The 23,007-nt window shown below is 69.3% G+C and carries 20 protein-coding genes; 11 read left to right on the top strand and 9 right to left on the bottom strand.

The features are described from left to right. The first annotated feature begins 119 nt into the window (after positions 1–119). The gene (locus RNZ50_18950) at positions 120–1,205 is read left to right on the top strand and encodes a P1 family peptidase (GenBank protein ID MDT8857072.1); all 1,086 of its coding nucleotides are present in this window, start codon (positions 120–122) and stop codon (positions 1,203–1,205) included. 3 nt (positions 1,206–1,208) lie between these two features. Here the strand turns inward: RNZ50_18950 and RNZ50_18945 are convergent, their stop codons facing one another. Together RNZ50_18945 and RNZ50_18940 are read right to left on the bottom strand one after the other, a co-directional pair. Next, positions 1,209–2,711 (bottom strand): serine hydrolase, encoded by a 1,503-nt coding sequence (locus tag RNZ50_18945; protein MDT8857071.1) that lies wholly within the window; start codon positions 2,709–2,711, stop codon positions 1,209–1,211. 153 nt (positions 2,712–2,864) lie between these two features. Next, positions 2,865–3,593, bottom strand: coding sequence for an HAD family hydrolase (locus RNZ50_18940; protein ID MDT8857070.1), 729 nt, complete (start codon positions 3,591–3,593; stop codon positions 2,865–2,867). Positions 3,594–3,766: 173 nt separating this feature from the next. Between RNZ50_18940 and clpS the strand changes: the two genes are divergently transcribed. From clpS to RNZ50_18925, 3 genes are all read left to right on the top strand, one after another. Next, positions 3,767–4,102 (top strand): ATP-dependent Clp protease adapter ClpS, encoded by a 336-nt coding sequence (gene clpS / locus RNZ50_18935; protein ID MDT8857069.1) that lies wholly within the window; start codon positions 3,767–3,769, stop codon positions 4,100–4,102. A 75-nt stretch (positions 4,103–4,177) separates the two neighbouring features. Next, positions 4,178–5,170, top strand: a complete 993-nt coding sequence (locus RNZ50_18930; protein MDT8857068.1) for a methyltransferase — start codon at positions 4,178–4,180, stop codon at positions 5,168–5,170. Positions 5,171–5,183: 13 nt separating this feature from the next. Next, a complete protein-coding gene (locus RNZ50_18925) occupies positions 5,184–5,990 on the top strand; it encodes an SDR family oxidoreductase (protein ID MDT8857067.1) in 807 nt (268 codons plus the stop codon). Between the two features lie 11 nt (positions 5,991–6,001). Here the strand turns inward: RNZ50_18925 and RNZ50_18920 are convergent, their stop codons facing one another. Next, positions 6,002–6,403 carry a hypothetical protein gene (locus RNZ50_18920; GenBank protein ID MDT8857066.1) on the bottom strand — a complete coding sequence of 134 codons (402 nt, stop codon included), beginning with the start codon at positions 6,401–6,403 and terminating at the stop codon, positions 6,002–6,004. Positions 6,404–6,526: 123 nt separating this feature from the next. Between RNZ50_18920 and hemF the strand changes: the two genes are divergently transcribed. After that, entirely contained in the window at positions 6,527–7,393 is an 867-nt protein-coding gene (hemF, locus tag RNZ50_18915; GenBank protein ID MDT8857065.1) for an oxygen-dependent coproporphyrinogen oxidase, read from the top strand. 63 nt (positions 7,394–7,456) lie between these two features. Here the strand turns inward: hemF and RNZ50_18910 are convergent, their stop codons facing one another. Both RNZ50_18910 and hemE read right to left on the bottom strand, forming a co-directional pair. After that, entirely contained in the window at positions 7,457–8,077 is a 621-nt protein-coding gene (locus tag RNZ50_18910) for a hypothetical protein (protein ID MDT8857064.1), read from the bottom strand. An 87-nt stretch (positions 8,078–8,164) separates the two neighbouring features. Then, positions 8,165–9,196 carry a uroporphyrinogen decarboxylase gene (hemE, locus tag RNZ50_18905; protein ID MDT8857063.1) on the bottom strand — a complete coding sequence of 344 codons (1,032 nt, stop codon included), beginning with the start codon at positions 9,194–9,196 and terminating at the stop codon, positions 8,165–8,167. Between the two features lie 98 nt (positions 9,197–9,294). Between hemE and hemC the strand changes: the two genes are divergently transcribed. Then, positions 9,295–10,239 carry a hydroxymethylbilane synthase gene (gene hemC, locus RNZ50_18900; protein ID MDT8857062.1) on the top strand — a complete coding sequence of 315 codons (945 nt, stop codon included), beginning with the start codon at positions 9,295–9,297 and terminating at the stop codon, positions 10,237–10,239. Positions 10,240–10,348: 109 nt separating this feature from the next. Here hemC and RNZ50_18895 read toward each other — a convergent pair whose 3' ends face one another. Next, a complete protein-coding gene (locus RNZ50_18895) occupies positions 10,349–12,877 on the bottom strand; it encodes an FtsX-like permease family protein (protein ID MDT8857061.1) in 2,529 nt (842 codons plus the stop codon). Beyond that, the gene (locus RNZ50_18890) at positions 12,874–13,584 is read right to left on the bottom strand and encodes an ATP-binding cassette domain-containing protein (GenBank protein MDT8857060.1); all 711 of its coding nucleotides are present in this window, start codon (positions 13,582–13,584) and stop codon (positions 12,874–12,876) included. Before RNZ50_18890 ends, RNZ50_18895 begins: the two co-directional genes overlap by 4 nt. A gap of 52 nt (positions 13,585–13,636) precedes the next feature. On the opposite strand from RNZ50_18890, the gene RNZ50_18885 reads away from it, so the two are divergent. Both RNZ50_18885 and RNZ50_18880 read left to right on the top strand, forming a co-directional pair. Beyond that, positions 13,637–14,266 (top strand): arylesterase, encoded by a 630-nt coding sequence (locus RNZ50_18885; GenBank protein ID MDT8857059.1) that lies wholly within the window; start codon positions 13,637–13,639, stop codon positions 14,264–14,266. 58 nt (positions 14,267–14,324) lie between these two features. Next, complete coding sequence (locus RNZ50_18880; protein MDT8857058.1) at positions 14,325–15,731, top strand: FAD-binding oxidoreductase; 1,407 nt, start codon at positions 14,325–14,327, stop codon at positions 15,729–15,731. A 206-nt stretch (positions 15,732–15,937) separates the two neighbouring features. Here the strand turns inward: RNZ50_18880 and RNZ50_18875 are convergent, their stop codons facing one another. Continuing rightward, a complete protein-coding gene (locus RNZ50_18875) occupies positions 15,938–16,630 on the bottom strand; it encodes a hypothetical protein (GenBank protein MDT8857057.1) in 693 nt (230 codons plus the stop codon). A 196-nt stretch (positions 16,631–16,826) separates the two neighbouring features. Here RNZ50_18875 and argE point away from each other — a divergent pair, with 196 nt between their 5' ends. Continuing rightward, positions 16,827–17,981 (top strand): acetylornithine deacetylase, encoded by a 1,155-nt coding sequence (gene argE / locus RNZ50_18870; protein ID MDT8857056.1) that lies wholly within the window; start codon positions 16,827–16,829, stop codon positions 17,979–17,981. A 38-nt stretch (positions 17,982–18,019) separates the two neighbouring features. After that, positions 18,020–19,075, top strand: a complete 1,056-nt coding sequence (gene mnmH / locus RNZ50_18865; GenBank protein ID MDT8857055.1) for a tRNA 2-selenouridine(34) synthase MnmH — start codon at positions 18,020–18,022, stop codon at positions 19,073–19,075. A 110-nt stretch (positions 19,076–19,185) separates the two neighbouring features. Here the strand turns inward: mnmH and selD are convergent, their stop codons facing one another. Continuing rightward, positions 19,186–21,378, bottom strand: a complete 2,193-nt coding sequence (selD, locus tag RNZ50_18860; protein ID MDT8857054.1) for a selenide, water dikinase SelD — start codon at positions 21,376–21,378, stop codon at positions 19,186–19,188. Between the two features lie 199 nt (positions 21,379–21,577). Between selD and rpoN the strand changes: the two genes are divergently transcribed. Continuing rightward, entirely contained in the window at positions 21,578–22,864 is a 1,287-nt protein-coding gene (rpoN, locus tag RNZ50_18855; GenBank protein ID MDT8857053.1) for an RNA polymerase factor sigma-54, read from the top strand. Positions 22,865–23,007 lie beyond the last annotated feature (143 nt).

The raw sequence follows: 23,007 nt of genomic DNA, 5'->3' as shown, positions 1-23,007 counted from the left end.
GCGCCGTCCCTTTTTGTCGGGTATCCTGCATTTTAGCTGGCGCAAAAAACACTTTTTCAAGAAAAAGCGGCGGGCTAGTCTGGCTGCGGGTCAGGGTGCCGAAGAGAAGGGCGAATTGCATGGCAAAGCCGCGCGGGCGCGATCTGGGGTTGCGGTTTCCGGGGCAGCCCGGGCCGCTGAATGCCATCACCGATGTGCCGGGGGTGCTGGTCGGGCAGACCACGCTCGACGGGTCGATGCCCGGTGCGGCGGCCCCGACGGTGCGAACCGGGGTGACCGCAATCCTGCCGCGCGGACATTCCGTCGATCCGGTGCCTGTGCTGGCGGGCACCTTCGCGCTGAACGGCAATGGCGAGATGACCGGCTGCCATTGGATCCGCGACGCGGGGTCGTTCCTCGGGCCGGTCTGCATCACCAATACCCATTCGGTCGGCATCGCGCACCATGCGGCAGTGCGCTGGATGATCCGGCACCATGCCGCGACCTTCGGGCCGGACCACATCTGGGCCATGCCGGTGATCGCCGAAACCTATGACGGCGTGCTGAACGACATCAACGGCCAGCACCTGACCGAGGCGCATGTGCTGGCGGCGCTGCAATCGGCGCAGGGCGGGCCGGTGGCCGAGGGCAACACGGGCGGCGGCACCGGGATGATCTGCTACGAGTTCAAGGGCGGCACCGGCACCGCGTCGCGCCGCATCCCCGTGGAGGGGCGCGATTTCCATGTGGGGGTGCTGGTGCAGGCGAACCACGGCCTGCGTGACTGGCTGACGGTGCTGGGCGAGCCGGTGGGGCAGGCGATGCAGCACGACCGGATGATGCAGCGCGAGGCGGGCTCGATCATCGTGGTGATCGCCACCGACCTGCCGCTGCGCCCCGACCAATTGGAGCGGGTGGCGCGGCGGGCCTCCATCGGCATCGGCCGGTCGGGCACACCCGGGGGCAACAGTTCGGGCGACATCTTCCTGGCGTTCAGCACGGCGGCACCGGCGGCGCAGGGTGCGTTCCAGACGCTGACCTGTCTGGCCGACGCGCATCTGGACCCGGTCTACCTTGCCACGGTCGAGGCGACCGACGAGGCGATCATCAACGCGATGCTGGCCGCGTGCGACATGCCGACACTGAAACCCGCAGGCCGCATCTGCCGGGCGATCGACGGGCAGGCGCTGGCAGGGATGCTGCGCGGTGCCGGGAAATGCGGCTGACCCTTACGGCCCGATGGCGAAACACTGCACCGCGCGGGCCTGCAGGCGGCGGCAGGCGAGGTCGGCCTGTTCCTGCGTCAGCCCCATGAAGTTCGCGTCATAACCGCCACCGCGCTGGACGATCTTGCGCAGTCCGTCGTTCAGCGTGGCGCTTTCGGACAGCATGGTCTTCATCAGCATCCGTTCCGCGACGCCATGCGACGGGTAGCGGCCCAGATTGATGCCCCAGTGCCGCCCGCCAGAGGTCGACATGCGGGTGACAACCTCGGGTTCGCTGGGCACCGGCACCGGCTCGGGCGCGGTGAAGATGATGGTGGCGGCGGCCGCCGCTGCCGGGCGGGGGGCCGGCTGGCCGGATGCGGCCAGCGACTGCACATTCTCGGCCTGCGGTTCCAGCGCGGCGAAGACTTCGGGCGCTGCCCCCGTTGCTTCGGCCAGGGCACCCGCGATGCCCGCCTGCATGGAGTTCACAGCCTCTGCCGCCGCTGTGGCCTGGCCGGGGCGGCCGCGCGGCCGGGGCGAGCTGTCGACGGCCATGATCATCCGGATGGTCTTGCCGGGCGAGATCGCCTTGCCGCTGCCTTCGCCTTCATCGGCTTCGGCCATCAGCGCCTCTTCGGGCGGGGCGGCCTCGTAGACCGGGGGGCCCGGCTTCTTGGTCGGGGCGTTGGCGGGGGCCGACTTGAACCCGATGTCCAGCAGCTCGGCCATCTTGGCATTGCGCTGCGCCGTCGAGGTTCCGCCGAACACGGTGGCAATGATGCGGGTGTTCCCGCGTTCCGCCGAGCCGGTCAGGTTGAAGCCCGCAGCCACGGTGTAGCCGGTCTTGATGCCGTCTGCACCCTTGTAGGCATCGAGGAAGCGGCGGTTGGTGTTGTTGACCTCGGCCAGCCCCGCATCGGTCGACCGGCGCGAGAAGATGTTGTAATATTGAGGGAAATCGTAGAACAGCCGCCGCCCCAGCGTGTTCATGTCGCGCGCGGTGGACAGATGGCCTTCACGGGTCAGCCCGTTGGCGTTGCGGAAGGTCGAGTTCTTCATGCCGATCGCCTTGGCGGTTCGGTTCATGCGGGCCGCGAATTTCTCCTCGGACCCGCTGATGTGGTCGCCGATGGCAGAGGCGGCATCGTTGGCCGATTTCACCGCCGCCGCGCGGATCAGGTGACGCATCGCGATGCGTTGCCCGGCCTTCAGACCCAGCCGCGAAGGGGGTTCGGCAGCCGCGTTCTTCGACACGGTCACCATGGTGTCAAGCGAAAGCTCGCCCCGTTCGATGGCGTCGAACGCGATGTAGAGCGTCAGCATCTTGGTCAGCGAGGCGGGGTGCAGGCGGGCGTCGGCGTTCTTGGAATAGAGCGTCTCGCCGGTGCGGGCATCCATCACGATGGCGGCGTAGGGGGCCGCCCTCGACGGGCTGCTGGCGCAAGCCGTTATCAGGCCGAAGCAGGCCACCAATAGTAAATTGCGGACAAACCGCCCAACAAGCGATGTCACGTCGCTGGTCATGGATACTGCCTCTCGTCCCGCCCCGGTTTTTTGATGGGGCTTTTACTGCTGTGAAAGCCTAGCATGGTGGAGCATTCAGGAAAACCCCCTATTTTCAAAGGGTTTTCGCGCGTTCTTTATGCGGGGTGGCAAAATGTTGGGGAAATGGGGCCATCAACCCCCCACATCATGGGTGTCGTGGTCCAGCGCGGCCACCAGCGCGGCAAGGCCGCCCAGATCGGGCAGCGCATGGAATCTGGGGTGGCCCAGCGGCGGATCGGCGGCCTCCAGCGCCCAGGTCAGGCCGTGGGGGACATGCACGCCCCAGCCCCCGGCCTCGATCACCGGCAGCACGTCGGAGCGCAGCGAGTTGCCGACCATCAGCGCCTGTTCCGGCCCCGATCCGTGGCGGGCAAAGATCGTCGCATAGGTGGCCGGGGTCTTGTGCGACACGATTTCCACGGCGTGGAACAGGTCGCCCAGGCCCGACTGCGCCAGCTTGCGTTCCTGATCCATCAGGTCGCCCTTGGTGATCAGCAGCACGCGATGCGTGCGGGCCAGCGCCGTCACCGCCTCGCGCGCGTGGGGCAGAAGCTCGATCGGGTGGTCGAGCATCTCGCGCCCGGCGGCGATGATTTCCGCGATCACCGGGGCGGGCACGCGCTGGTCGGTGACCTCGATGGCGGTCTCGATCATCGACAACACGAAGCCCTTGATGCCAAAGCCGTAGTGGCCGATGTTGCGGCGTTCTGCCGCAAGCAGGCGGTCGTGCAGGTGGTCGGGGTCGGCATGATCGGCCAGCAACCGGGCAAAGCGGTCCTGCGTCAGCCGGAAGAACGTCTCGTTCTGCCAGAGCGTGTCATCGGCATCGAAGCCGATCAGGTCAAAGCGCGGGTGGGTCATGGCGTCCTCGTTGTGGCAGACTTGCCCAAAGGGACGGCGGCGATCAAGCCCGCCTTTCGCATTTCGGGCCGCCCCCCTTTTCCAACCGCCAAAAACCGCTATATTGTTCCGATACCAACACCCCGACTCTCCAGCAAGACGGAGCTTTCCCCGTGATCTTTCGCCCCTTTCAGATGTCCGGCACGGATGGCGGCGGCAAGGGCGGCGGGCGAGATGACGAAACCTCGATCCTGACCAAGACCCGCAGCAAGACCCAGCGCCCGCCGCTCTACAAGGTGCTGCTGCTGAACGACGACTACACCCCGATGGAATTCGTCGTGCATGTGCTGGAACGGTTCTTCGGGTTGAACCACGCGCAGGCGTTCGAGATCATGCTGACGGTCCACAAGAAGGGGCTGGCGGTGGTCGGCGTGTTTTCCTTCGAGGTGGCGGAAACCAAGGTGGCGCAGGTGATGGATTTTGCCCGCCGCCACCAGCATCCGCTGCAATGCACGATGGAAAAGGAATAGGCCGCCTCTGGTCTACCGCGTCAACGGCCGGGACAAGGCCGCGTCAGAAGGAACTCTGGCCGCACGCGGCCGCCCATGCGATCTGCCAGATTGACCCTTGCGCTGGATAGCGGCGCGTTCGTCCTGCCCGAAACGGGCAGCATTGCCGTTTACCGGCCACGGGCAGGCGATGACCTGTCGGCCCTGCCCAAGGACCGGGTGCTGGTGGTGCAGGGCTTCCGCCCCGACCATGACGCCTTTGTGGCCGCAGGTTACCAGGTGGCGGTGACCGGCGGGCCGGGGCACGCGGCGGCGCTGGTCTGCCTGCCCCGCGCCAAGGCCGAGGCCCACGCCCTGCTGGCCGAGGCGGCGGCCTCGGTCGTGCCCGGCGGGCTGGTGCTGGTCGATGGCCAGAAGACCGACGGGATCGAGGCTGTCCACCGTGATCTGGCGGCGCGCCGCCCGGTTTCGGAACCTGTCGCCAAGGCGCATGGCCGGATCTTCGGCTTTGCCGCCGGGCCGGGGATGGAAGACTGGGCCGCGCGGTTGCAGACCATCGAGGGCGGCTTCCAGACCCTGCCGGGCGTGTTTTCCGCCGATGCCCCCGACCGCGGCTCGGCGCTGCTGGCGGCGGCGCTGCCTGCAAGGATGCCGGGCCGGGTGGTCGACCTGGGCGCGGGCTGGGGCTATCTGGCGCGGGCCGTGCTGGCGCGCGAAGGGGTGACCCAGCTTGATCTGGTCGAGGCCGAAGCCGCGGCGCTGGAGTGCGCGCGGCTGAACGTGACCGACCTGCGGGCGCGATTCCACTGGGCAGATGCGGCCGGCTTCCGCCCGGATCGCCCGGTCGATGCCGTGGTGTGCAACCCGCCGTTTCACGCGGCCCGCGAGGCCGATCCGGCGCTGGGGCAGGCCTTCCTCGCCGCCGCCGCGCGGATGCTGGCGCCGCACGGCACGCTCTGGCTGGTGGCAAACCGGCACTTGCCCTATGGTAAGCCCTTGGCGGCGCTGTTCCGCGAGGTAGAAGACATCGGCGGCGATGCCGCTTTCAGGCTGACCCGCGCTGCTCGCCCCGAACGGGCGCGGCGCTGAGCAAGGACCGAACATGTCGCTTTCCATCGCAGGCAAGACCGCCATCGTCACCGGGGCCGCCAGCGGCATCGGCCACGCCATAGCCCGGCATTTCCTCGACAAGGGCGCGAACGTGATGTTCGCCGACATGGACGAGGACCGGCTTGACGCCGAAGTGGGCGAGGAAGCCCGCGCCGAGGGTGCGCTGCGCATGTTCGCGGGCGACCTGCGCGAAAAGCTGACGATCACCAACCTTTTGTCGGCCACGATGGACGCGTTCGAGCGGGTCGACATCCTGGTGAACGCCAGCCGCCAGATGGTGATCGCCGATTCGCTGTGCATCGAGGAGGACGGCGTCGAAAAGCTGCTGCAGCAGAACCTGATGACCAGCCTGCGCATGTCGCAGATGACCGCCCGGCGGATGATCGCACAGGCCGAGAAATCCGAATCGAAGGGCATGATCGGCACCATCATCAACATGTCGTCGATCGCGGCGCAGCGCACCCAGAACGGGCTGATGGGCTATTCGATCAGCTGTGCGGCGGTGGACCAGATGACGCGGTCAATGGCGGTGGCGCTGGCGCCCAAGGGTATCAGGGTCAATGCCGTGGCCTTCGGGTCGGTGATGAGCGCCAGCCTGCAGATGATCCTGAAGGACAACCCCGCCTACCGGTCGGTGATCACCGACGGCACGCCGCTGCACCGCATCGCGGCCCCGGCGGAACTGGTCGAGACGGTGCAGTTCCTCGCCTCGGACGCTGCGGGGTTCATCACCGGTCAGATATTGACGGTCGATGGCGGGCGCAGCCTGCTCGACCCGGTCGCGGCCCCGGCGCACTGATCACGGCGCAGTCATTCCGGGTGCAGCGCCCGGCATTGCGCGATGGCGGGTGCGGCCGCCCGGGCCAGTTGCGCGCGTTTGGTCTGCAACGAGGCAAGCTTGCGCGCCTCGGCATCAAGGTCGATGGCTTGCGGCCGGGTCACGGTGTCGGGCCGGTTCCTCATGCACATGCGCGGCGGCGGTGTCGGGTTGCCCGGCGTCGCGGCGCGCGGGTAGCACTGCACCCATTGCGGCCGCAGGACCGTCACCTCCTCCAGCGCGTAGCCGCGTGACAGGTTCTGCTGGGTTTCCACGATCAGCCGGTCCACCACCCGCAGGTCGCGGGTCTGCCCGGCGATGCAGTTCTGCTGCGGGGTGCCGCAGGCGGCAAGGGCCAGCGGCAGCGACAGGGCTAGGATCAGGGCATGTTTCATGGCGGCCTCCGGCTTCGGGGTCAGTCTACGCCCCGAAGGGCGGCGGAGCTACCGGAATGTCGGGATGCTGGCGGGGTTTGGCTGAAACTGCTAGCAAGGAAAAAACTGCCGAGGGAGGCCCCGATGACCGAAGACTTCGACGCGAAGAAAATCCGCGCGGCGGCCTGGTTCCGCAGCTTGCGCGACCAGATCGTGGCGGCGTTCGAGGGGCTGGAGGACAGCCACGCAGGTGAAGGCACCCCCGGCAGGTTCGAGGTGACGCCGACCACCCGCGCCGACGGCGGCGGCGGCGGGCTGATGAGCGTGATGCGCGGCGGCCGGGTGTTCGAGAAGATCGGGGTCAACGTCTCGGAGGTGCATGGATCGCTGGGCGACAAGGCGCAACGCTCGATGACCGCGCGCGGCGTACCCGGGATGGCGGCCGACCCGCGCTTCTGGGCGTCGGGCGTGTCGCTGGTGGCCCATATGCAGAACCCGCATGCCCCGGCGGTGCATCTGAACACGCGGATGTTCTGGACGCCGGGCGCCTGGTGGTTCGGCGGCGGCACCGATCTGAACCCCTGTCTGGAATACCCCGAGGATACCGCGTTCTTCCATGGCGTGCTGAAGGCCGCCTGCGACGCGCATGACCCGGCGCGCTACCCGAAATACAAGGCCTGGGCCGACGAATACTTCTTCGTGCCGCACCGGGGCCGGGCGCGCGGGGTCGGCGGGGTATTCTACGACGACCTGAACACCAGCGACTGGGAGGCGGATTTCGCCTTCACCCAGGATATCGGCCGCGCCTTCCTGCCCGCCTTCGTGCCGCTGACCGAAAAGCGTCGCGATACGCCCTGGACCGAGGCCGACCGCGAGGCGCAACTGGTGCATCGCGGGCTCTATGCCGAATACAATCTGGTCTATGACCGGGGCACCAAGTTCGGGCTGGAAACCGGGCATGACGCCAATGCGGTGCTGATGAGCCTGCCGCCGGTGGCGAAATGGACCTGATGCGGGGCACCTGATCCTGCAGGCGGAGCCTCCGGCGGGGATATTTGGGCCAAGATGAATGCGCTATTCGCTGCAGACATACACCGCCCCGCCCACCGCGACCACGGTGACGGCGGCGGCGGTCAGGGTGGCGGGGGCGGTGAGAACCGAAAACGCGGTGGTGCCGAGGCTGCTCAGCGTGCTGGCGACGTAGCCGCCCGACCCCGACAGGATGACCGCGCCGGAATTCCCCGTCACCACGTTGACGCCCGCCGTTGCGACCTTGCCGACGGCATTGCCGCCGCCGAGGCCGGTGATCTCCAGCGCCGCGTCCTTCGAGTTATTGACCCGTTCGCAGAAGGATTTGGACGGTTCGGTGCAGGTCAGCCAGGCATCGCGGGGGCCTTGGGCGAAGCCGAGGTAGGTCTTGCGGTCCTTGTCATAGTTCAGGCAGAACACGCCGCGCTGGTCGTCGGTCAGCTCGCGAGTCATTTCGCGCAGGGTGACGTAGCCGGGGCAGGTGATGTCGCCGTAGCCGCCGAAGATCCGCTCTCGGGTGCTGCGGTTCTGTTTGATCACTGATTCTGTCGGGTCGTACCAGTGCTGCACCTTGATCCCGCTGACCGAGGTCTGGCATTCGGTGGGTGCGGCCATCGCCCCGAGGGGGGCGAGGGTGGCGAGCAGGGCAATCAGTATCTGGCGCAAGGTGGCCTCCATCCGGTCAGGGCCGAATGATCGGCCCTGCGGCGGGGGGCTGCAAGCGCAAACCAGCGGGGGTGGCGAAAGCCCGCCTCAGCGCAGGCCGCGCACCACCTCGATCATCCGCGTCACGTTCTCGGGGTCGGCATCAGGGGTGATGCCATGGCCGAGGTTGAAGATGTGCGGCCCGCCCGAGAAGGCCTTCACCACCCGCCGCGTCGCCTCGTCGAGCGCCGCGCCGCCGGTGACCATGTGGCGCGGGTCCATGTTGCCCTGCACGCAGCCGTCGGGCTGGACATTCTCGGCCGCCCATTCCGGCGTCACGGAATTGTCGATCGCCACGCAATCGGCGCCGGTGGCCTTGGCAAAGCCGATGTAGCCCGCCCCCGCCTCGCGCGGGAAGGCGATGATCGGCAGGCCGGGGTGGCGGTGCTTCAGCTCGGCGATGATCTTCGCGGCGGGCTTTACCGCGAAATCGGTGAAATCCTGATGTTTCAGGCTGCCGGCCCAGGAATCGAACAGCTTGATCACTTCGGCCCCGGCCTCGACCTGCATCGACAGGTATTCGATGGTGGAATCGGTGATGCGGTCGATCAGCGCCTCGAACGTGGCACGGTCGGTGTCTTTCAGGGCATGGGCGGCGCCCTGGTCCTTGGAGCCGCGGCCCGCGATCATGTAGGTCGCCACCGTCCAGGGGCTGCCGGCAAAGCCGATCAGCGTCGTCTCGGACGGGAGTTCGCGGCGCAGGATGCGGATGGTTTCGTAGATCGGCGCGAGGTGCTCATGCACCGCATCGGCCGGTTTCAGCGCGGTGACGCCCGCCATGGTGGTGATGGTCGAAAGCCGCGGCCCCTCGCCGGTTTCGAACCACAGGTCGGCGCCCAGCGCCTGCGGCAACAGCAGGATGTCGGCAAACACGATGGCGGCATCGAAGCCGTAGCGGCGGATCGGCTGCAGCGTGACCTCGGCCGCCAGCTCGGAATTGTAGCACAGCGACAGGAAGTCGCCCGCCTGGGCCCGGGTGGCACGGTATTCCGGCAGGAAGCGGCCTGCCTGACGCATCATCCAGATCGGCGGCGTCGGGAGGGTTTCACCCTTCAGGGCGCGCAGGATGGTCTTGGTCATGGAAAGCTCCTCTGGTTGCCCCCTGACTTGCGCGGCTGCGGCGGCTTGTCAATATGGCGGGAGTTGTCAGGCGAAGATGACACATGTAAGTCTTGCGCATGACACAGCACATGCCCTCCCCCGCCGAACCCCTGAAAATCGGAACCCGTGGCTCGCCGCTTGCCCTGTGGCAGGCGCATGAGACAAGGCGCAGCCTGATGGCGGCCTTCGATCTGCCGGAGGCGGCGTTCGAGATCGTGGTCATCAAGGTGACGGGCGATCAGGTGCTGGACCGGGCGCTGAAGGACATCGGCGGCAAGGGCCTGTTCACCCGCGAGATCGAGGAGGCGCTGCTCGATGGCGGCATCGACATCGCGGTGCATTCCATGAAGGACATGCCGACGGTGCAGCCCGAGGGCCTGCTGCTGGACTGCTATCTGCCGCGCGAGGATGTGCGCGACGCTTTCGTGTCGCCCGGGGTGGCGACGCTGGCGGAACTGCCGCAGGGGGCGACGGTGGGCTCGTCGTCGCTGCGCCGCCGGTCGCAACTTGCGCTGCGGCGGCCGGACCTGAAGCTGGTGGAGTTTCGCGGCAACGTGCAGACCCGGATGAAGAAGCTGGAGGAAGGCGTGGCGGTGGCGACCTTCCTGGCCATGGCGGGCCTGAACCGGCTGGGCATGGCGCACATGGCGCGTTCCGCCATCGCGGTGGACGAGATGCTGCCCGCCGTTGCGCAGGGCGCCATCGGGATCGAACGGCGCAGCGTGGATGCGCGGACCGAGTCGATGCTGGCCGCAATACATGACGCGCCGACCGGCTGGCGGCTGGCGGCGGAACGGGCGTTCCTGAAGCGGCTCGACGGGTCGTGCGAGACACCGATCGCCGGGCTGGCGGTGCTGGAGGGCGACGCGCTGTGGCTGCGCGGCGAGATCCTGCGCCCCGACGGCACCGAGGCGATTGCGGGCGAGGTGCGCGGTGCGGTGTCGGACGGCGCGGCGCTGGGGGTCGATCTGGCCGAGCAGTTGCTGGCGCGGGCACCGCAGGGGTTCTTCGACTGGCGCTGAGTGACCACGAATTTTCTACGAAAATTCGAACCTCTCCGCGGGATCAGGCGGGCAGGCGGGCAGGCAAAGGAATTTTCGTAGAAAATTCGATGCCCGTCCCGCCCTCCGTTCAGGTCTCGCTGCGCAGCACCTGCGCCGGGCGGGCGGCCAGCGGGCGCAGCGCGAAGGCAAGGCCCGCGACCAGGGTCGCCAGAATGCCGCCCAGCACGATCGCCAGCGCCGAGACCGGCTCGAAGGCATAGTCGGCCTCCATCACGAAGGTCATGACCGCCCAGCCCGCGATGCCGCCTGCTGCAATGGCCACGCTGCCCGCCGCGGCCCCCAGCAGCGCCGAGCGCAGCGCGAAGCTCGCAAGGATGCGCGCGCGTGTGGCACCCAAAGTTTTCAGCACCGCCGCCTCGTAGATCCGGGCGCGTTCGCCTGCCGCCGCCGCGCCGATCAGAACGACAAAGCCGGTGACCAGCGTTGCCGCCGCAGCCCAGGCGGTTGCAGTGGCAATGGCGCCCAGCGCCTCGGTCACGCGGTCGATGGCATCGCGCACCCGGATCGCGGTGATGTTGGGGTAGGCCGTCGCCAGATCACGCAGAATCGGCGCCTCGGCTTCCTCGGTCGCGTAGACCGTGGCGATGAAGGTATGCGGCGCGCCTGCCACGGCGGATGGCGACAGCGACATCACGAAGCCCATCCCGGCGGTCGAGAAATCGACGTTGCGGAAGCTGGTGATCGTGGTTTCGATGTCGCGGCCGAGGATGTTGACCGTCAGGGTGTCGCCAAGATTCAGGCCGATTTCCCCGGCTTCCTCGGCTGCGAAGGACACCTGCGCCGGGCCGGTGTAGTCGGCGGGCCACCATTCGCCTGCGGTGATGGTCGCGTTGTCAGGCGGGGTGGCGGAATAGGTCACGCCCCGATCGCCGCGCACCACCCAGTGCTCGCCCGCCACATCGCGCGCGGGCCTGCCGTTTATCTGGGTGATCACGCCGCGCATCATCGGGGCGCTTTCGACCTTAGACACGGCCGGATCGTCCTGAACCCGCTTCAGGAAGCCCTCTATCTGGTCGTTCTGGATGTCGACAAAGAAGTAGGACGGCGCGCGGGCGGGCAGGTCGCGGTCGATGGCGGCGCGCAGGTTGGCGTCGATCTGGCCCACCGCGGCCAGCACCGACAGGCCCAGCCCCAGCGACAGGATCACCGAGGCCGCCTCGGCGCGCGGCCCGCCGATCGCGCCCAGCGCCAGCCGCAGGCCGGTGCGGCCGTGCATCGCCGTGCTACGCGACAGCCGCCGCGCGACACGGCGAAGGCCATAGGCCGCCAGCGCCAGCACCAGCAGCGCGCCCAGAATGCCGCCCGCCGTGCCCAGCGCCAGTGCAAGCGTGCCGGAAAACAGCACCGCGCCGCCGAGCAATGCGCCCGCCAGTGCCAGCATCGCCAACCCGTAGGGCAAGCGCGGCCAGCCCGTCTTGCCCGCCCCGCGATACAGCGCCGCCGCGCGGACCGATTCGGTGCGCGCCAGCGGCCAGAGTGTGAACAGGAACGCCGTGGTCAGGCCGTAGAACGCGGCCTCCAGCAGCGGCCGGGGATAGAGCGCGAAGGCGGTGGGGAAGGGCAGCGACGCCTCGATCACCGGCGCCATCAGCAAGGGCAGCGCCGCGCCCAGCACCAGCCCCAGCGACACGCCAAGCCCCGCCAGCGCCCCGATCTGGATCAGGTAGATGCGAAAGATCGTTCCGCCTTCGGCCCCCAGCGTCTTGAGCGTGGCTATGGTGGAAATCTTGCCGTCGAGATAGGCGCGCACCGCCGCCGACACGCCGACCCCGCCGACCGCAAGGCCCGCCAGCCCGACCAGCACGAGGAACGACCCGATCCGCTCGACAAACCGTTCGACGCCGGGTGCGGCGCGGCGGCTGTCGGCCCAGCGCATTCCGGCATCGCGGAACGCGGCTTCGGCCTCGGTTTCCAGCGTCGCAAGGTCGGCCCCTTCGGGCAGGGTCAGCCGGTATGCGGTTTCATAGAGCGTGCCCGGTTCGATCAGGCCCGAATTCGCCAGCCCTTCGGTCCGCACGATGGTGCGCGGGCCCAGCGAAAAGCCGCCCGTCGCGCTGTCGGGTTCGCGCGTCAGCACGGCGCCCAACCGGAAGTCCTGCATGCCCAGCCGGAAGGTGCTGCCGACCTCCAGCCCCAGCCGGTCGACCAGCACCCGGTCCATCACCGCGCCCGGCAGGCCATCGGCCCCCGCCAGCGCCTCGGCCAGCGGGATCGCCGGGTCCAGCCCCACGCTGCCGATCAGCGGATAATTGTCATCCACCGCCTTGATCTGGGTCAGGGCGCGGTCCTCGGCCCCCGCAGGGCCCGCGACTGCCATCGAGCGGAAATCGACCACCTCCGACACCTGCGTGGCGATGCGGTCCATATAGGCGCGCTCGGTCTCGCTGGCGAAGCGGTAGGTGAAATCCATCTGCGCGTCGCCGCCCAGCAGCACCGCGCCCTGTTCGTTCAGCCCCCGCTCGATGGCGGTGCGCACCATGCCGACGGCGGCAATCGCCGCGACCCCAAGGGCCAGGCAGGCGAGGAAAACCCGGAAGCCCTTCAGCCCGCCGCGCAGCTCGCGCCGGGCGATTCGGGCGGCCAGGCGGACGCTCATGCCGACACCCGTTGCAGGGTGGCCGCACCCGGGCTTTCGCCCGCGATCCGGCCATCGGCCAGCCGCACCACGCGGTCGCAGCGCGCCGCCAGTTCCGGCGCGTGGGTCACCAGCACCAGCGTGGCGCCATGGTTGTCGCGCAGGCCGAACAGCAGGTCCATGATTGCCGCGCCATTCGTGCCGTCAAGGTTGCCGGTAGGTTCATCGGCCAGCACGATGGCGGGCCGCGGCGCGGCGGCCCGGGCCAGCGCCACGCGCTGCTGCTCGCCGCCCGACATCTGGCTGGGGTAATGATCCATCCGCTTGGCCAGCCCAACGGCGGCCAGTTCTGCCCGCGCCCGCGGAAAGGCATCGCGGATTCCCGCCAGTTCGAGCGGCACCGCCACGTTTTCCAGCGCGGTCATCGTCGGAATGAGGTGGAAGGACTGGAACACAACCCCCATATTCCCCCGACGGAAGCGCGCAAGCCCGTCTTCATCCATCGCGGTGAGATCATGGCCCAGCGCCATCACCTGCCCCCCGGTGGCGCGTTCCAGCCCGCCCATCAGCATGAGGAGTGACGATTTGCCCGACCCCGAAGGCCCCACCAGCCCGACCGTCTGCCCGGCCTCGACGCGCAGGGTGATGCCGCGCAGAATCTCTACCGGGCCTGCGTTGCCCTGCAGTGTCAGTTGCGCGTCTTTCAGCGCCAGAACGGGATCGGTCATGCAGTCTGTCCTTCGGTCTTGCCTAGCCCTTGGATATGGGGCGTGGCGGGGAATGCGCAACATCACAATGGGGTTAAGTCTGTGCGCCTCGGCGGCGATGGCGGAACCGGCGACGCTGCTGGCGCTGGGCGACAGCCTGACGCAGGGCTACGGCCTGCCGGTGGAGGAAGGTTTCGTGCCGCAATTGCAGGCATGGCTGGCAGGGCAGGGGGCAGAGGTCACGGTGCTGAATGCCGGCGTTTCCGGCGATACGACGGCGGGCGGCCTGTCGCGGCTGGACTGGAGCCTGACGCCGGAGGTCGATGCGATGATCGTCAACCTTGGCGGCAACGACCTGCTGCGCGGCATCGACCCGGACAACAGCCGCGCCAATCTGGAGGCGATACTGGCCGAGGCCAAGGCTCGCGGCCTGCCGGTGCTGCTGGTCGGCCTGCGCGCACCGGGCAACTACGGTGCCGATTACAAGATCGCGTTCGACGCCATCTATCCCGATCTTGCGGAGCGCTATGGCGCGGAACTGGAGGCCGACTATTTCCAGCCGCTGATCCGGCAGGACTCGGGGCTGGTGGACACCGCGCTGATGCAGGGCGACGGCATCCACCCCAATGCCGCAGGCGTGGCAAGACTGGTCGAGGCGCTGGGGCCGAAGGTGCTGGCGCTGCTGGACCGCGTGCCGGGCTGATGGCTCTGGCATCCGGGCGGGGGATTTGAAACAGTGCCCCCAGACCTGGAGAATGCCGATGGATCTTGTGACCCGCCTTGCCGTCCTGCTGGGCCCGTCCCATGTGCTGACCGGGGCCGACATGGCGCGCTATTGCCCGGACTGGACCGGGAAATACACCGCCCGGCCCTGCGCCGTGGCCCGCCCCGCCGACACGGCCGGGGTTGCCTGCGTGCTGCGGGCCTGTGCAGAGGCGGGGGTGCCGGTTGTGCCGGTGGGCGGCCTGACCGGGCTGACCGGCGGCGCGATGACCGACGGCGGTCTGATGCTCAGTCTGGAACGGATGAACCGCATCCGCGAGATCCGCGCGCAGTCGCGGCTGGCGGTGGTCGAGGCGGGCGTGGTGCTGGCCCGCCTGCACGAGGCCGCCGAGGCGGAGGGGCTTTATTTTCCGCTGTGGTTCGGGGCGCGCGGGTCCGCCACCATCGGCGGCGTGCTGGCCACCAACGCGGGCGGGTCGAACGTGCTGCGCTACGGCTCGACCCGGGCGCTCTGTCTGGGGCTGGAGGTGGTGCTGGCCGACGGGCGGGTGCTGAACCTGATGTCCGAACTGCACAAGGACAATTCCGGCTACGACCTGAAGAACCTGTTCATCGGCGCCGAAGGCACGCTGGGCGTGATCACCGCCGCTGTGATGAAACTGGTGCCCCGGCCGCTGGCCTACGCCACGGCGACGCTGGCGCTGCGCTCGCTGCCCGACGCGCTGATGCTGCTGAACCGCTTGCAGGCCGCGACCGGCGGCGCGGTCGAGGCGTTCGAGTTCATGCCCCGCAGCTACATGCAGCGCCTGGCCGAGGCCCGGCCCGACCTGCGGCCGCCCTTCGCGCAGACCCATGACGTGACGATCCTGGTCGAGGTCGGCGCCACCGCCCCCCGCGACGCCGCCCCGTTGCCCGACGGCACGCTGGCCGTGACCGGCCTGCTGCAGGACAGCCTGGCCGCGATGATGGACGAGGGTCTGGTGCTGGACGCGGTCGTGGCGCAATCGGAAAGCCAGCGCCGCGCCATGTGGGACCGGCGCGAGGCGGCGGCGCAGATCACCTTCGCGCGCAAGCCGCTGATCGACACCGACGTGGCGGTGCCGCTGGAAGCGGTGGAAACCTTCCTGACCCGCATCCACGCCCGCGTGCCTCTGCTTGATGCCGGGGCCGACACGCTGACCGTGGCGCATCTGGGCGACGGCAACCTGCATTTCACCGTCTTCCCCTCGGCTGCCGACGCCACACTGGATGACCGCATCGTCAGCACGATCGAGGATGTGGTGGCGGAACTGGGCGGCAGCTTCTCGGCGGAACACGGTGTCGGCCTGTCGAAACGCCCCTCGATGGCGCGGCGCAAGGATCCTGTGGCGCTGTCGGTCATGGCGGCGCTGAAGGCGACGCTCGACCCCCGCAACCTGATGAATCCGGGCAAGGTGCTGCCCTGAGCGACACGGCACCGGGTGCAGTCTTGAACCGGTCGCGGATCGGAGCGGGCGCGCAGGCTGGCAAAAGGGTGACGCTCCCTGCGGAAAGCCCGGCTTCTTCTGTTCCCAAATATCCCACGGGGGTCCGGGGGTGTGAAACCCCCGGTTCCGGCCGCTGGCGCAAAGCACGTCGGCCAGTGCCCGACGGCCCCACCCGAGGTCCGACATCAGTTCGTGACAAGGTCATAGCTGTTGCGGCGGTTTCCGGTGTTCGTGACGGTCACGTGGAAGTAGCCGTTCCACGACGGCACGAAATCGCAATAGACCGTGTCGGAAGAACCGGTTTCGACGCAGATCGCGTTGCCGTTCTCGTCGGCGACCAGCACGTCGAGGTCGGCATCGCCGTCGCCCAGAACGGCGACTTCGGCCAGCGAGTTGCCGAAGAACGGCACTTCCCACACGTCGGATTGTCCGGCAGGAAGGCGCGAAAGGGTGCTGGATGCCCCGCCGATGCGCCCGCGCGAGCCTTCGGCCCCGGCAACCTCGATCAGGCCGATCAGGGTTTCATCTTCGCCCGCAAGGGTTCTGGCCGAGGCCAGCATCGTTGCGGCGTCCACCGGCGCATCGCTCGTGTCGGCCTCTTCGGCAGCGGCATCGCCCTTCGTTTCCTTCTTGCGCTCGACGCTGGCGATCTCGACCGAACCGGCCAGTTTCGCGGCGGTCAGCACGGTCAGCGCATCCTTGTCGGCCAGGCCGAGGGCATAAAGCTGCTGCGCCAGCGCCAGTTGCGACACCGCACCCCTGGTGCCGACGCCTGTGGGATCGACGTTGGCGCCGGTCTTGTCCTGTGCCGGGGCCGGCGAGGCGAGCGCCGCCAGTGCTGCGGTGGCCAGAACGGCGGAAAGCGATTTGAGCGTCATGGGGTCAGGTCCTGTGATGGCCCCGCGCAACGGAGGCGGTTGGGGCGAATGTGTCACCGGCCCCGGAGTTTGAGAAGCCTGTTCGTCGTGACATGTACCGTCATGCAAACCCCGGCAGCGGGCGCAGCCCAGGGCCGGGGGCTTCCGGTCGGCGCGGATTTCGGCTTTGGTGGCGGGCAACGGAAAGGTGGTCCACATGCAGATGCGCGCGATCCTCGAACGGCTGGTGGGGTTCGACACGGTCAGTTCGCGGCCCAACATGGCGCTGATGACCTTTGTTCGCGACCTTTTGCAGGAGGCCGGGGCGCGGGTGGTGCTGATTCCCGATGAGGGCGGCGGCAAGGCCAATCTTTACGCCAGCGTCGGGCCGGAAGGGGCGGGCGGCGTCATGCTGTCGGGCCATACCGATGTCGTCCCGGTGGAAGGGCAGGCCTGGACCCGGCCGCCCTTCGCGCTGACCGAGGCCGACGGGCGGCTTTACGGGCGCGGCACCACCGACATGAAGGGCTTTGTCGCCTGTGCTGTTGTCGCGATGCTGCGGGCCGCCACGCCGCCCCTGCAGGTGCCGCTGCATCTGGCGCTGTCGTATGACGAAGAGGTTGGGTGCCTTGGCGTCGGCTCGCTGATCGACCTGCTGGCGGCCGCGCCGGTGCGGCCGCGCATGTGCATCGTGGGCGAACCGCCCGGGATGCAGGTCGCCACCGGCCACAAGGGCAAGGTGGCGCTGCGCGCGACCTGCACCGGGCGCGAGGGGCATTCGGCACTGGCCCCGATGGCGCTGAACGCGCTGCATCTTGGGGCCGATTTCCTGAACGCCGTCCGGGCGTTGCAGGCACGCGTCGCGGCGACCGGCCTGCGCGACGGCGACTATGACGTGCCCTATAGCACGCTGCATGTCGGCAAGATGAACGGCGGCGTGCAGGTCAACATCGTGCCCAATGCCTGCGCGCTGGATTTCGAGATCCGCTCGCTGGCGGGCGACGACCCCGAGGCGCTGATCGCCGATCTGCGCGCGGCGGCCGAAAGCATCGTGGCACCGCTGCGCCCCGCCTTCCCCGAGGCGGCCATCGTGGTGGATCGTCTGTGGGATTACCCCGGCCTTGGCACGCCGTCCGATGCGGCGGTGGTGAACTTCGTCAAGGGGCTGACCGGGGCGAATGGCACGATCAAGGTGGCCTTCGGCACCGAAGGCGGGCTGTTCCACGCCCGGCTGGGCATTCCGACCGTGATCTGCGGCCCGGGCAGCATGGCGCAGGGCCACAAGCCCGACGAATATGTCAGCCTTGACCAGCTTGCGCGCTGCGAGGCGATGCTGGCGGCGCTGCTGGACCGGCTTTGCGAGGGGATCTGACGCTTCCGGTCGGGCGGCGCTTGGGCTAGAAGGGCGGCATGGCCATCACCCTCACCAGCTTGACCGAGATCTTCCGCCTTGGCTGCGATGCCGTGATCGACGTGCGCTCCCCTGCCGAATGGGCCGAGGACCACCTGCCGGGCGCGATCAACCTGCCGGTGCTGGATGACGCCGAACGCGCGCGGGTCGGCACGATCTACAAGCAGGTCAGCCCCTTCACCGCGCGCAAGCTGGGCGCGGCGCTGGTGGCGCGCAATGCCGCGAAACACCTGGAAGGCGCGCTGGCCGAGATGCCGGGCGGCTGGCGGCCGCTGGTCTATTGCTGGCGCGGCGGGCAACGCTCGGGGTCTTTCGCCACCATCCTGTCGCAGATCGGCTGGCGGGCAGAAACCGTGACGGGCGGCTACAAGGCGTGGCGCGGGATGGTGGTGCAGGCACTTTACGACACGCCGTTTCCGGCGAAGGTGCTGGTGCTCGACGGCAACACCGGTTCTGCCAAGACCGAGATCCTGGCCCTTCTGTCCAAGCGGGGCGTACAGGTGATCGACCTCGAAGGGCTGGCGCGGCACCGCGGGTCACTGTTTGGCGGCCATCCTGAGGGGCAGCCGTCGCAGAAGTCCTTCGAGGGCGCACTGGCGCTGGAAATCGCGCGGCTCGACCCCGCCCGCCCGGTGGTGATCGAGGCGGAATCGTCGAAGATCGGCAATTGCCGCCTGCCGCCCGGCCTGTGGAAGGCGATGACCGCCGCTCCCCGGCTGGCCGTGGCGGCCCCGGTGGCGGCCCGGGCCGACTATCTGTGCCGCGCCTATGCCGATCTGGTGGCCGACCCCGACCTGCTTGCCCGGCGCATCGCGGCGCTGAAACCGCTGCACGCCGCCGAAGTGATCGAGGGTTGGCAGGCGCAGGCGGCTGCGGGCGCGTTCCGGGCGCTGGCGGCCGATCTGATGCAGCGCCATTATGACCCGCGCTATGGCAAGCACCGCGACCGCTGGGCGGATGACGGGAGCTGGCGGGACTTCGCGACCGACGATCTTGGGCCCGCCGCGCTGGATGATCTGGCCGAGCGGATCGCGGCGCAGGTGCAAGGCGTCTGACGGCCGCGCGTGCGGCAGGGCCGGGACCAAGATCCTTGAAGCAAGGATCTTGCAAAAATCTTGTTCAAGATTTTTGGCGGGGTTTCGCGGGGCAGAGGGTGGCCACAACGTCAGCCGATCAGGGTCGCGAACGCCGCCCCTTCCGTCACCCGGCCGATGATCGCGGCGGTATCGCCCGCCAAGCGCAGTTCTTCCAGCAAGGCCTCTGCCCGCGCCCCCGGCACCGCGGCAAGCAGCCCGCCCGCCGTCTGCGGATCGAACAGCAGCGCCGCGCGCGGGCTTTCGGCAAATGCCATGCGCGGCGCGCAGGCCGCCCGGTTGGCGGGTGCGAGGCTGGAGGCCACGCCCGCCGCCGCAAGAGCTTCAGCCCCCGGCAAGAGCGGGATCGCCGCCGCATCCAGCGTGGCAGCACAGCCCGAGTCGTCGAGCATCTCCAGCAGATGCCCGGCAAGTCCGAAGCCGGTGACATCGGTCATCGCCCGCGCCTCGGGTGCGAGTATTGCCGCGGCAGGCCCCAGCGGGCGCAGCATCCCCGCAAAGGCCGCCGCCACCACCTCGCCCAGCATCAGCCCCGGCAACCGTTTCATCGCCATTTCGGCGGCAAGGATGGTGCCGGTGCCCAGCGGCTTTGTCAGGATCAGCGCGTCGCCCGGCCGGGCCCCGCCCTTGGCGATGATGCGCCCGGCCACCCCGGTCACGCTGAAGCCCAGTGTCAGTTCCGCCCCCACCGAAGTGTGCCCGCCCAGCACATCCGCCCCGGCTTCGCGGAACACCGCCGCGGCTGCCGTCATGATCTCGCGCAGGGTTTCCGTCTGCATCCGGGGCGACATGCGCGGCAGCGTCACCTGCGCCAGCGCCGATTGCGGTGCCGCACCCATCGCCCAGATGTCGCCCAGCGCATGGGTCGCGGCGATCCGCGCCATCAGGCCCGCATCCAGCGTGAAGGCGCGCAGATGGTCGGTGGTCAGCACCTGGAACCCCGCCCCCTGCTGCAGCACCGCCGCATCGTTGCCGGGGCCCGAAACCACCTCGGCCCGTTGCGGCGCGGGCAGCGCCCGCAGCGCAACCGCCAGATCCGCCGCCCCCACCTTGGCGCCGCAGCCGCCGCAGAGCGGAGCGCCCGCCAGCGCCTCGCGCAGCCCAAGCGCCACAACGGCGGGCAGCGGCGCGGCCGCCATCGCCGGGTAAGCCGCGAACTTCGCCATGAACCTTCGGTCGATCCGGTCCTTCCAGTGCCAGAGCCAGGCCCCGTCCAGCCGCAACCCGGCCTTGTCGGCCACCGCCCCCTTGCCGCCGGTCGAGATCAGCTTGAGGTAGTCGCGCTGCGGCTGGTAGCGCCGCATCGCCCCGCCGGAAAGCGCCGCGCGCAGGTTGTGCATCAGCACCGGCGCCTCGCGCACCGCGAACACCCCGGCCTTTGGGCGCGGCGCATGTGCCAGATGCGCGCAATCCCCCGCAGCAAAGATCGCCGGGTCCGATGATTGCAGCGTTGGCCCCACCGACACGAAACCATCGGTCAGCACAAGCCCGGTATCTGCCAGCCACCCCTGCGGCCGCGCCCCCGCCACCGACAATGTGAAATCCGAAGGCAGCACCCGGCCATCCTCCAGCACCACCGCCCCCGCCTCGATCCGTGCGGGCCGCGCCGCGGTCAGCAGCCGCACCCCCAGCCGGTCGAGATGCGCCAGCAACGCCGCCCGCGCCCCGGCCCCGATGCCGGGCAGGGCGACCCCGGCCTGTTCCAGCAGAACCACCTCGGGGCTCACCCCCGCCCCCCGCAGACGGTGTGCCGAGGCCAGCGCCAGCTCCACCCCGCCCACCCCGGCCCCGATCACCACCAGCCGCGGGCAGGCCCGGCCTTCGGCCACAAACGCCGCCCAACGCTCGGCATAGCCGCCCAGCGGCTTGGCGGCCACCGCATGTTCGGCAAAACCCGGCAGGTCGGGCAGGTCGGATCCGATGCCGATGTCGATCGAGGCCACGTCATAGGGCAGCGGCCCCCGCCCTTCCAGCAGCACCCGCCGCGCCGCCCGGTCGATTCCCGCCGCCCGGTCCAGCACCACCCGCGCCCCGGCGTGGCGCGCCAGCGGCACGAGGTCGATCATCAGGTCGTCGCGCCCGTAGTGTCCGGCGACATGCCCCGGCAACATGCCGGTATAGGGCGCCACCGGGCCGGGGTTTATCACCGTCAGCCGCACGCCCGGCAACGGGTCCATCCCCCACATCCGCAGCACCAGCGCATGGGCATGTCCGCCGCCGATCAACACCAGATCGCGCACCAGTGGCACCATGTCAGACTGCATCGGTCTCTCCTGCTTCACGTCCCCCGGTTTCTCGTTGGCACAAATACCCCGGGGGTCCGGGGGCCGGCCCCCGGTGCCCGCCACAAGGGACGGACCCCGGTCATAGCCCGCCTGCGCTGCCAAGGCCATGGGGTCGGCTGCCACGGTTGCGTGTCGGGCCGGGGCTGGCTAGGGTGCGCCGACACAACCGGAAGCCCATATGAAATCCAGACCCCTGATCGGAATATCGCAGTCCCAGCGGCTCAGCCTCAACCTCGGGTTGACGGCCTCTCTGCGGGTGCTGCATTTCGATGCCGCCGGTCTGACACGCTACCTTGAAGAACAGGCCCAGGACAATCCGCACCTGTCGCTGGCGCCGCCTTCGCCGGGCGACTGGCTGCCGCGCTGGTCCGAGGCGTTCCGGCAAGGCGCAGGCGGGGCAGTCGACGGGTCCGGGCTGGCCGCGGGCAGCCCCGGCCCCGCCCCCAGCCTGATCGCCCATGTCGCGACCGAGATCGCCCGCCTGACGAAGCCGGGGCGCGAGCGCGACATCGCGCTTGCCCTGGCCGAGGGGCTGGAACCGTCGGGCTGGCTGGGCAGGCCGCTGGCCGATCTGGCGCGGCACGCGGGTGCCTCGCTGCCCGAGACCGAGGCCGTGCTGGCCCGGCTGCACCGCATCGACCCGCCGGGCCTGTTCGCGCGGTCGCTGGCCGAATGCCTGCGGCTTCAGGCGCAGGATGCCGATTGCCTGGACCCGGTGATGGACCGCATTCTGGACCATCTCGATCTTCTGGCGGCTGGCGATCACGCGCGGCTCGCGCGGTTGTGCGGCGTGACCGAGGACGGAATCGCCGCCCGCCTGCGGCTGATCCGCAGCTTTGACCCCAAGCCGGGGGCGCGGTTCGACCATGGCGCCGCCCCGGTGCGCGAACCTGACCTGATCGCGCGGCGCGGGCCCGGGGGCTGGCAGGTGGCGCTGAACCGCTCGGCGCTGCCCGCGCTGGTGGTGCACCCTGCGGATGGTGCCAACCTGACCGACCAGCGCCCGGGCTGGAAGGCGGCGCAGGCATTGGACCGGATGGTCGAGGGGCGCAATGCCACGCTGCTGCGGGTCGGGCGCGACATCCTCGGGCGGCAGCAGGCGGCGCTGGAACGCGGCCTGACGGCGCTGGTGCCGCTCGGCATGGCCGAGGTTGCGGCCGCGCTCGACCTGCATGAAAGCACGGTCAGCCGGGCGGTGGCGGGCACCTCGGTCGACACGCCGCTGGGCACATGGTGGCTGCGCGACCTGTTCAGCGTCCGCATCGGCGCCGAGGGCGGCCCGTCGGCGGCGGCGCTGCGGGCGGCGCTGGCAAGACTGGTCGCGGTTGAACCGCAATCCCGGCCGCTGTCGGATGCCGCCCTGGTTGCGGCGCTGGCGGCGCAGGGCCTGCCGGTGGCGCGCCGCACGGTCGCGAAATACCGCGAGATGCTGCACATCCCCCCCGCCCACCGCCGCCGCCGCTGACCACTTCGCCGCCGCGACCACAAGGTCCTCCGAACATCCCGCCCGCGCCGCACAGCCCCGCGCGACACGGAATGTCGCATCCGGGGGGGAAGACTGCGCCGGTTCGGCCTAATCGCTATGGGTCCGGGTGGCGGGCGCAACAG

The organism is Paracoccaceae bacterium Fryx2 (assembly GCA_032334235.1).
In the GTDB taxonomy this organism is placed as follows: Bacteria; Pseudomonadota; Alphaproteobacteria; order Rhodobacterales; family Rhodobacteraceae; genus JAVSGI01.
This window is presented reverse-complemented; position numbering and strand designations above follow the sequence as displayed.